Annotated in this window: 9 protein-coding genes; 7 read left to right on the top strand and 2 right to left on the bottom strand. The window is 41.9% G+C overall.

Annotated features, from left to right (window positions below):
- Window positions 1-157: 157 nt before the first annotated feature.
- On the bottom strand, window positions 158-793 hold the full coding sequence (locus ABDZ53_RS07360; protein ID WP_343755086.1) for a YczE/YyaS/YitT family protein: 636 nt from the start codon (window positions 791-793) through the stop codon (window positions 158-160).
- A gap of 151 nt (window positions 794-944) precedes the next feature.
- Between ABDZ53_RS07360 and ABDZ53_RS07355 the strand changes: the two genes are divergently transcribed.
- The 7 genes from ABDZ53_RS07355 (at window position 945) to ABDZ53_RS07325 (ending at window position 7,857) form a co-directional block, all read left to right on the top strand.
- Complete coding sequence (locus ABDZ53_RS07355; protein ID WP_343755084.1) at window positions 945-1,529, top strand: FAD-dependent monooxygenase; 585 nt, start codon at window positions 945-947, stop codon at window positions 1,527-1,529.
- A 619-nt stretch (window positions 1,530-2,148) separates the two neighbouring features.
- On the top strand, window positions 2,149-3,201 hold the full coding sequence (locus tag ABDZ53_RS07350) for an ABC transporter ATP-binding protein (protein WP_343755082.1): 1,053 nt from the start codon (window positions 2,149-2,151) through the stop codon (window positions 3,199-3,201).
- Window positions 3,194-4,084, top strand: a complete 891-nt coding sequence (locus ABDZ53_RS07345) for a carbohydrate ABC transporter permease (RefSeq protein WP_343755080.1) — start codon at window positions 3,194-3,196, stop codon at window positions 4,082-4,084. Before ABDZ53_RS07350 ends, ABDZ53_RS07345 begins: the two co-directional genes overlap by 8 nt.
- A 158-nt stretch (window positions 4,085-4,242) precedes the next feature.
- The gene (locus ABDZ53_RS07340) at window positions 4,243-5,004 is read left to right on the top strand and encodes a carbohydrate ABC transporter permease (RefSeq protein ID WP_343755088.1); all 762 of its coding nucleotides are present in this window, start codon (window positions 4,243-4,245) and stop codon (window positions 5,002-5,004) included.
- A 72-nt stretch (window positions 5,005-5,076) separates the two neighbouring features.
- On the top strand, window positions 5,077-5,358 hold the full coding sequence (locus tag ABDZ53_RS07335) for a hypothetical protein (protein WP_343755078.1): 282 nt from the start codon (window positions 5,077-5,079) through the stop codon (window positions 5,356-5,358).
- A gap of 22 nt (window positions 5,359-5,380) precedes the next feature.
- Window positions 5,381-6,472, top strand: coding sequence for an ABC transporter substrate-binding protein (locus ABDZ53_RS07330; protein ID WP_343755077.1), 1,092 nt, complete (start codon window positions 5,381-5,383; stop codon window positions 6,470-6,472).
- A 38-nt stretch (window positions 6,473-6,510) separates the two neighbouring features.
- Window positions 6,511-7,857, top strand: a complete 1,347-nt coding sequence (locus tag ABDZ53_RS07325; protein WP_343755076.1) for an MBL fold metallo-hydrolase — start codon at window positions 6,511-6,513, stop codon at window positions 7,855-7,857.
- A gap of 69 nt (window positions 7,858-7,926) precedes the next feature.
- Here the strand turns inward: ABDZ53_RS07325 and ABDZ53_RS07320 are convergent.
- A partial coding sequence (locus ABDZ53_RS07320; protein WP_343755075.1) for a glucoamylase family protein occupies window positions 7,927-9,142 on the bottom strand: 1,216 nt, incomplete at its 5' end.

Here is a 9,142-nt window from a genome sequence, read left to right as displayed (position 1 = left end):
GGTAAGAATGGAGTTCGTAGGAAGCCCCCACTTCAAAATGCGTCAGCATTTAAGTGGTGGGTAGTTCACTGGCTAACGCTTTTATATGTGCGATGTAAACCACTCCTAATCCATTAATCTATAGTAAATGATAACAGGAAAAGCCCGTTAAAAGCTACTAAAATTTGTTTTTACGCAAGTGCTTGACCCGTCTTGCCTCTATGTCTTTCTTGAAAATATCTCTGAAAAACTGGATGAAAGGCCCTAACAAGAAGGCCGTCACTAAGGTATTGACCCCTATCGTGGCGCCGAACAGAAAGCCAATCACCGAAAAGAGCGTATCTAAAATAACACGAGACACTCTAAAGGATAAGCGGGGAACCCGTTCCGCTAAAATAATCGGGAGAGCATCATAAGGCGCAATCCCTTCCTCAGCTTCAATATAAAGAGCGGCTCCCATAGCCAGACAGACAATCCCTAAAATAGAGAAAATCACTCGAACCACTAAATTTTCAGGCACACCAAAGGCTTGGGTATATAATGCCACTAAGACATCAGATAAGTTTCCTACAATAAAAATATTGAATAATGTACCAATTCCCACGAGCGACCGGTCCATAAAATAGATGAAGACCAGCATCAGCAAACTCGACACCATTATAAAGACACCAAATGCCATATTTAAAAAATCACTGACACCTAAATTAAAGGTCGTGTACGGATCCGTCCCCAAATCAGCCAGCCGGAAAAAAGTCACCGCAAGACTGATAAATAGAACCCCTATTAAAGAATAGGTTAACTTAATCTTTTTCATAATACCCCTCATTTTTTGTAAAATAGGTTTCAAATCATCTTATCTTAAAGAGACGAGTAAAGTCAATCCATATCAAACAGGGGTCTGAAAGAAGGATTAGCCGATCAGTCAATGATTAATAGGGGTCTCTTTTGAGGGAGTCCGGCTTGTCGTGCCACTCCAAGAACTCCATGCGGTGGCCAAAGAAGGCATACGTGTAAAAGCGTCTGGCTCCGGGCATATTGAAATCTTTCTCATACGGCAAGGCACAGGCATAGGGGACGCCGTCAACTTAGGCTGGAAACTCGCTTCTGTGATTCAGAATAATGCCGATTCTTCCTTGCTGAATACCTATGAAAGGGAAAGAAAGACCTTTGCCGAAACACTCGTTTCAACCACAGACCGGGTGTTCAAACAACTGGCCACTACTCAAAAGTGGAAGCAAACCGTAAGGGATCAGACCATTCCGCTGTTCGCTCAAGCTATGAAACGAAGTCAGGTGGTTAAGCGACTCGTGTACACCGTCCTATCCCAACGCTACATCACTTACGAGCCAAGCGAGCTGAACCAAGGGCATTATGGAAAAATAAAAGCAGGGATGAGGCTGCCTTATTCACATGGAGAAACACAAGAGTTCAAGAGAGAAGACGGCTGGCAGCTGCATGTCTTTCAGAAAGCAGACGAAGCGCTGATTAAAGAATGGGAGGACAGAGGCATACAGGTTGTTCAAAGAAAGTGGACCAATCAGACCAAATAGAACGGCTTTAAAACAGACGGTTACTATTTGGTCCGACCAGACGGTCATATAGGCTGGGTAGGGAAAGAGACTGAACTATCAGAGCTGGAATCGTATAGGAAGCAGTTTATAAAAAGAGCGTCCCACCTATGAGAGGCCACTGAAAAAGTGACTAAAAATTTGAATTTGAAAATCCGGAAAATTCTTTCTCCCACTTTCGTAGGTGAAACCATTGATAATAAGCATAGTTCCCACCACTTTATCAGCTAAAATTAACTCTTTTTTGGGAATGAGTTTTTATAGGATTTTCATTTTCGGGAAAATCGGACTTTTTCAGTGGCCTCACCTATGAAGGGCGTTCTTTTTGTAAACGTTTTTAAATAGTCGGATAGTTGTCAAATAGTTATAAAACACGAACATTAGAATATTCTAATAATTTTAATTTAAAGAATTGATATAAAAAAGAAGCCAAGTCATATATAATTCACTATAGTAAAGAGATAACCCGAATAATAAAAAGTTAGCGAAATCAAGCCTTTACATACTCTTTACAAAGATAGGATAGACGGGTAAATAAAAATAATGCTATACTGAAATGCTGCTCGGGAAAAAGCAGTAAAATATAAAAGGAGTGAATGGTGTGCAGGTAAAGTTTCAAGATGTGACGATGAGTTATGGAGACAAAGATGTATTAGAGAACATTAACTTCACTATTCCTGAAGGCAAGCTCGTTTCAATACTTGGACCGAGTGGATGTGGGAAATCAACAACACTGATGCTGATATCAGGTTTGACGTTTCCTTCAAGTGGGAATATTTATTTCGGGGACAATGAAGTCACGAAACAAGATGCTGTGAAGCGAAAAGTAGGAATGGTTTTTCAAAACTATGCTTTGTATCCTCACTTAACGGTCCTTGAAAACATTATGTTTCCTTTGAAAATGGAAAAGCGACCAAAGAAAGAACGAAGAGAACGCGCATTAGAATTAGCCAAATTAGTTCAAATTGAAGATCATGTAGACAAAAAACCAAGCCAGTTATCGGGTGGACAACAGCAGCGTGTCGCGATTGCCCGCGCTTTGGCGAAAGAGCCATCGATTTTACTGATGGACGAGCCGTTATCCAACTTGGATGCCCGTCTACGTATTGAAATGCGTGAAGAAATCAGACGCATTCAGCAAGAAACAGGTGTCACAACCGTTTTCGTGACACACGACCAGGAAGAAGCCTTGAGTATTTCAGACGAAGTCATGGTTTTGAATGCCGGAGCAATTCAGCAAAACAGTGACCCTATTACCTTATACAAAAAGCCAAACAATTTATTTGTAGCCAAATTCTTAGGCACACCGGTTATCAATGTTTTGGATGTCGCATCAGACCCAGTGACTCGCAGCCGCTTAGCGATTCCTGAAGACAGAAAACAAGAAGTCGCAAGCATTGGTGTACGTGCAGAAGATATTATTGCCACAGCATTGCCTGAAGAAGCCTTATTCACAGGCATCGTCAGCCATGTCGCGCGAGTCGGAAAAGACATCACCGTTCACGTCGTCAATGGGGACACCGAATGTGTCGCGACGGATTTAGAAATCATTCCAGAAGAAGGAGACGAAATCTATTTAACGGCAGCGACTGAAGACATTCATTTCTTTAACAGTGAAAATGAAGTAGTGAGAATGGAGGACGTCCATGCTTGAAAAGCCAACCCTGAAGAGTTCGCTTAAGGCGCTCCTTTACATGGCGCCCATGCTGGCCATTATATTAACCTTTAACATCTACCCGATATTTCGTTCATTTATGATGAGCTTTTATGCCGAATACAACTTTTTCCAGGATGTCGTGGGAAGATACGGATTAGATAACTTTCAGTATATCTTTACTGACTCGGAATTCTGGTTAGCCATACGAAACACTTTCTTATTTGTTCTCGGTGTGGTCCCAGCGTCCATTGTCATTTCTTTATTCATAGCGATATTACTTAATAAAATTAAATTCTTATCCGGTTTTTTCCGTTCCATTTACTTTTTACCTTTTGTAACAAGTACCGTAGCGATTTCCATCGTTTGGAACTGGATTTACCATAGCCGATACGGATTGATGAACTATTTCTTAGGTCAAATTGGCATTGACCCGATTGCCTTCATCACCGATCCGGACTATGCCATGCTGGCTCTTGTCATCATGTCCATCTGGAGAGGTTTAGGCTTCAATATTATCTTGTTCCTCGTGGGGTTAAACAATATTGACGAGACCTATTATTCTGCAGCTAAAATAGACGGAGCCAAAGAATGGAGTCGGTTCACGAATATCACCTTGCCACTCTTAGGCCCAACCATGTTTCTCGTTTCTGTCATGGGAGTCATCAATAGTTTTAAAGTCTTTGATGAAGTGTATGCCTTGTTCCAGAGCCGGCCAGGACCCGCACGTTCAGCTTTAACCGTCGTGTATTATATCTTCCAGAAATTCTACGAAGAGTACCAATATGGGGTAGCGACAGCTGCAGGGATTGTGTTGTTCCTGATCATACTTGTCTTTACGCTCATTCAAATGGCCTTTAACAAAAAATTCGTACACCGTTAAGAGAGGAGAACTATCAAGTGGAAGAAATACGTGAAAGAGATGTCCCTGTCGTCCTCAAAAAGTCGGATAAAGGGAAACCGCAAAAAGAAATTACTTCAACTAGTGAGAAAGTCTTACGAGCAATCGCTTATGTTCTCTTAACAGTTGGAGCCGTTACAATGCTTATTCCATTCATTTGGATGGTCATGACATCACTCAAATCTCCAGGGGAAGCCGTTGCCATGCCTCCCGTGTGGTGGCCAAGTATTTTACGTTTTGAGAACTATGCAAGGGCGTTTGAAGTGGCGCCATTCGGACGTTACTTCTTAAACAGTGTGCTCATTACATCTGTATCAACGATTGGAGAATTAATCTCAACAATCTTAGCTGCCTTCGCTTTTTCAAGGCTGAAGTTTTATGGGAAAAATATTCTCTTTACTATCTTGATTGCGACAATGATGGTACCAAGTGAACTATTAATTATTCCGAACTACTTAACTTTATCGAACTTAGGATTAATCAATACCTATGCAGCGATGATACTGCCTTATTTAGCCAGTGTGTTTTCAGTCTTTATGCTGAAGCAGAATTTCGAGTCCGTTCCTAATGAGTTATACTATGCTGCAAAAGTAGACGGCAGTAGTGACTGGAACTTCTTATGGACCATTATGGTTCCTCTTTCTAAATCAGCAATTGTGGCTGTGACTATTTTAAAGATTATTGGAAGCTGGAACGCCTTCTTATGGCCGTTAATCGTCACAAACGACCGATTATTACGTCCATTACCTGTCGGGCTACAAGCTTTTACAACAGAAGCAGGGACGCAATTTGAATTACTCATGGCAGCTTCAACAATCGTTGTCGCACCAATGGTTATTATTTACCTATTCCTCCAACGCTACATTATTATGGGCATTTCAAAATCCGGTATTAAAGGATAGAGAGGCACTAGGTAAGCAAAAAAATCGGTATCACTTTTTAAATACAAAAAACCAAAAGGAGACGATACAACAATGCAGAGCAAATGGATTAGATGGGGTACAGGACTTTTAACAGCAAGTGCGCTATTTTTAGCAGCTTGTGGAAACGGCGAGGAGACGACAGAAACGCCAGACCAGTCAGATGATAATACTGGAGAAGAAACTGTAGACGAAACAGAAACGTCAGATGACAACGAAACATCAGATGATACTGCCTCTGGTGAAACAATTGAAATCACATTCTGGCACGCTATGAACGGCCCTCACCAAGAAGCAATCACTGCTTTAACGGAAGCCTTTAACGGAAGCCTTTAACGAATCGCAAGATCAGTATTTTGTGAATGAACAAGGTCAAGGTGGGTATCCTGAATTAAGTCAATCAATTATGGGAGCAGGCGTTTCTGGAGACTTACCAACGATGTCTCAGTTAACAGCGACTGATGTTCCAGAATTAGCTTCAAATGAATTATTGGTTCCTTTATCAGATGACTTCTTAACATCAAATGGCTTTGAACAAGAAGCAATTGATGACATTTACGATGGTTTCTTAACAGCATCTGTTTATGATGGCGAACGCTTTGCAATGCCTTTCTCAAAATCTACACGTGTCATGTATTACAACCAAGGTATCTTGGACGAGTATGATGTTGAATTACCAACGACTTGGGATGAAGTAGAAGCTTTAGGCGAATTAATGGTTGAAAATGGTGATGACCGTGTCGCTATGGGATTCGAAAACGGTTTTGAAATGGAATTTGAAACAATGGCACGTCAAAATGGTGCAGGCTTTATTGATGGAGAGACATTAGAAGTCGACATCAACTCACCTGAAAGTGTGGAAGCATTAGAATTAATCGCTAATATGTTCGATGAAGGCTATGCCCGTACGGCTGGGGAAGACGGCTTCTTCTCAGGACCATTCGGTAGAGGCGAATCGGCTCTATACATTGGGTCGTCTGCTGGAGTCGCACACGTTCAACCGGTAGCGGATGAAAATGGCTTAGACTGGGGAACAGCTCCGATTCCAACATTGAATGATACAGAATTAACTTTATTTGCTGGAAATGACTTGGCTCTCTTCCACTCAGCATCAGAAGAAGAGCAACAAGGATTTGTAGAATACGTCAACTTCTTATTGCAGCCTGAAAATACAGCTGAATGGGCCATGTTATCTGGTTATGTTCCGATTCGTGAGTCCGCTCTTGAAGATGAAGACTATTTGGCTTTCTTAGAAGAAAACCCACAACAAGAAGCAGCGACTACAATGTTAAGCTACGGTATGTCTTCTCCAACATTCTTAGGATACGGAGAATTTAGAAATGCGTTAATCGATGCCATGGATGATGTCGCTGTTTCAGGTATGGCTCCACAAGATGTCTTAGACAACTTGCAGCAAGAAGCTGAATCGATTATCGAATCAAATAACTAAACAGAGTTCCTAAAAGGAATAACGGAAAGGATATTCATATGACAACTTACCGCTTATGGAGTGGGTTACGAACCATTGGTGGGAACATTGTCGAAGTACGAACAGAACAAGCCAGAGTCCTCTGTGACTTTGGCTTATCTGTTTCGGCTGACGTTCCCGAATCAGAACAAACCCAATCCGAACTGGAAAACTTCCTTCAGGCCAAACGCTTGCCGGCGATTCCTGAACTCTTTCCAACGGATGATTTTGAAAAAATAGAACTCGCTGGCTTTGAAGAAGCTACTTTAGAAACAGCACTTTTCATTTCTCACCTGCACCTCGATCATATGGGCGCTTTGCGCTTTCTACCAGAAGGGGTCCATGTTTACTTATCGGAAGACTCGCTTAAATTGTTTCATTTATTGGTGGAAGTGGGGGAGGAAGATCCCGTCAGATGTCAGCTTCACTCTTATAAACCGGAAGAAACGATTCAAGTGGGGGACATAACGGTGACGCCTCATTTAAGTGATCACGATGCCCTCGGCACAACGGCTTTCTTCATCGAATCCGATGACTTGAAACTGATTCATTCAGGAGACTTCCGCTTTAATGGCAACTACCCGGAACGCGTGACAGAGTGGGCTGAAAAAGCCAGAGACTGGCACCCGGATGTCCTGCTTATCGAAGGAACGAGCTACAGTTTCGACGACGACGAAGAAGGGGACGAAGAGGTATTGGAAGAAACAGAAACCACTTTAGAAGAGCAAGTGGAGATGGACCCCTTATCAGAAGAAACCTTACTGGATGCAGTCGCAGACACCGTCAACACGCATGCTTCTGATCTCGTCGTCTTTAACCCTTACATCCGAAACGTGGAACGCTTAGCTTTCGTTGAAGAAGTCGTGACCGAACGCGGACGAACGATGGTATGGGAAGAGCCCTATGCCTATGTCTTAAGCGGCTTTTATCCAGAGCGAACTTGGACGGTCTTAGAAGAAACCAAAACTGGGAAATTGGATGACTCCCTTATAGACCAAAGCCTCTCACTGGATGCCATAAAAGAAACCCCCGGAGATTATGTACTGCAAAACAGTTATAAAAACCTCTCCTATTTAGATGGGTTCACTCAAGGCGTCTATATCCATAGTAACGGAGAACCTTTAGGGGATTACGACCCACGTTATCAAGAGATGTTGGAACAGCTCGAACAGTTCGGCTTAACTTTCTTATCTCTAGGAGCCAGCGGACACGCGAACCGAGATGAAATCATCGAAGTCGCCAAAACCGTATCAGCCAAATACACCTTACCTTGGCACTCCTTTAAACCAGAAAGTCTGCACGCCGCACTATTTGAAAACGGCATCGAGTCTTTCGTACCAGAATTGAATAAAGAGTACCGTGCATAAAGAAAGAGAAGCGAGGAGAATGACAGAATTCTCCCGCTTCTTTTTTATGAGATACACCATTTATTTCAATCATTCAATCCCAAAATTTTCCTCAGTGAGTAGGCGTTCAGGATTACTCCCGATTTCATCAGCATGGAAAAGCTCTCGTATGATTCCATCATTTAGATAATTGGCAATGGAGAGCATAATCATCCCTTGGTCCAAGGCTAAATAAGTCTCGGCAATGATTCCTGTTTCTAAATTAACAGTATCCATATAACCATAATTTCCATATAAGCCTAAATCACGTAATGTTTCCAAGTTTTCCATAACAGCTTCCGAATCATAGTCCAAAGCTAAAAAGCTGGCATGAGGAGTGACGGTGGCGGAAGACTCATATCCTTCAATACCCAACACTGGCGCACCGAATTCTGAATAGCCATTTGGAATAGCAGCTGGCGAAAAGCCCCATGCGTCATAGTCATTCATCTCTGCATACTTGATTTGTCCTTCAACATGACGGGCATTATTTAAGCCTAAACCATTTTCAGCTAATTCTATTTCATTGATAATTAAAGCTGGCATTAAACCTTCAAACATACTTCCTCCCCAACTAGGAACAAACTGGATGCCTTCATATTCATAATAACCTTGGAACAATTCAACTCCATTATAGGATACATGCTCACCTTCTGGGATTTGAGATTGCCATGTGTCACTAGGTAAAAAAGTTCGATTTAAATGCCACCAGTGGTCTTCTGGGACATCTCCTTTTCCAATTGCTAAATAGCTAGTGATACGTGTTTCAGAATAGAACGTTCCGTAATGATGGGAGGTGAGAGAATCAACTTCCACATCAAAGCCGCCTCTAAACTGTCCAACACTGTCGTCGTAAAGAGGACTGTAATCCATGGCTTCAACTAGTGCCTGTGTTTGAGAAGCTAAATCGTCGTAATACTGTCCAAGAATAACTAAACTTGCTGTTAACCATCCGTTATCAACCATTGATATAAATTGACCCCAATCGGTCATTAATTCTCCTGAATCAATAAAGTACCAATTATAATACAATCCGTTCCAGGTTTCCATTTCCTCTAAACTGTTTAACGTAACTTGAACTTTTTCGAAGCCTTCCTCTTCAGTTAGTATATCCATCTCTACCGCAGAAACGACACTTAATAAGTACATAGCAATATTAGTAGGGGAAGTATGGCCGGCTTCTTCCCATCCCCCCTCTTGTGTTTTGCAAGATAAATGTTTAGAAAATTGCAATGAAAAGTTAAGAACTTTGCCAACCACTTTTAGT

Source organism: Alkalibacterium iburiense, assembly GCF_039521845.1.
Taxonomy (GTDB): domain Bacteria; phylum Bacillota; class Bacilli; order Lactobacillales; family Carnobacteriaceae_A; genus Alkalibacterium; species Alkalibacterium iburiense.
The sequence above is the reverse complement of the archived record's forward strand: the minus strand, read 5'-3'. Positions and strand labels throughout refer to the sequence as shown.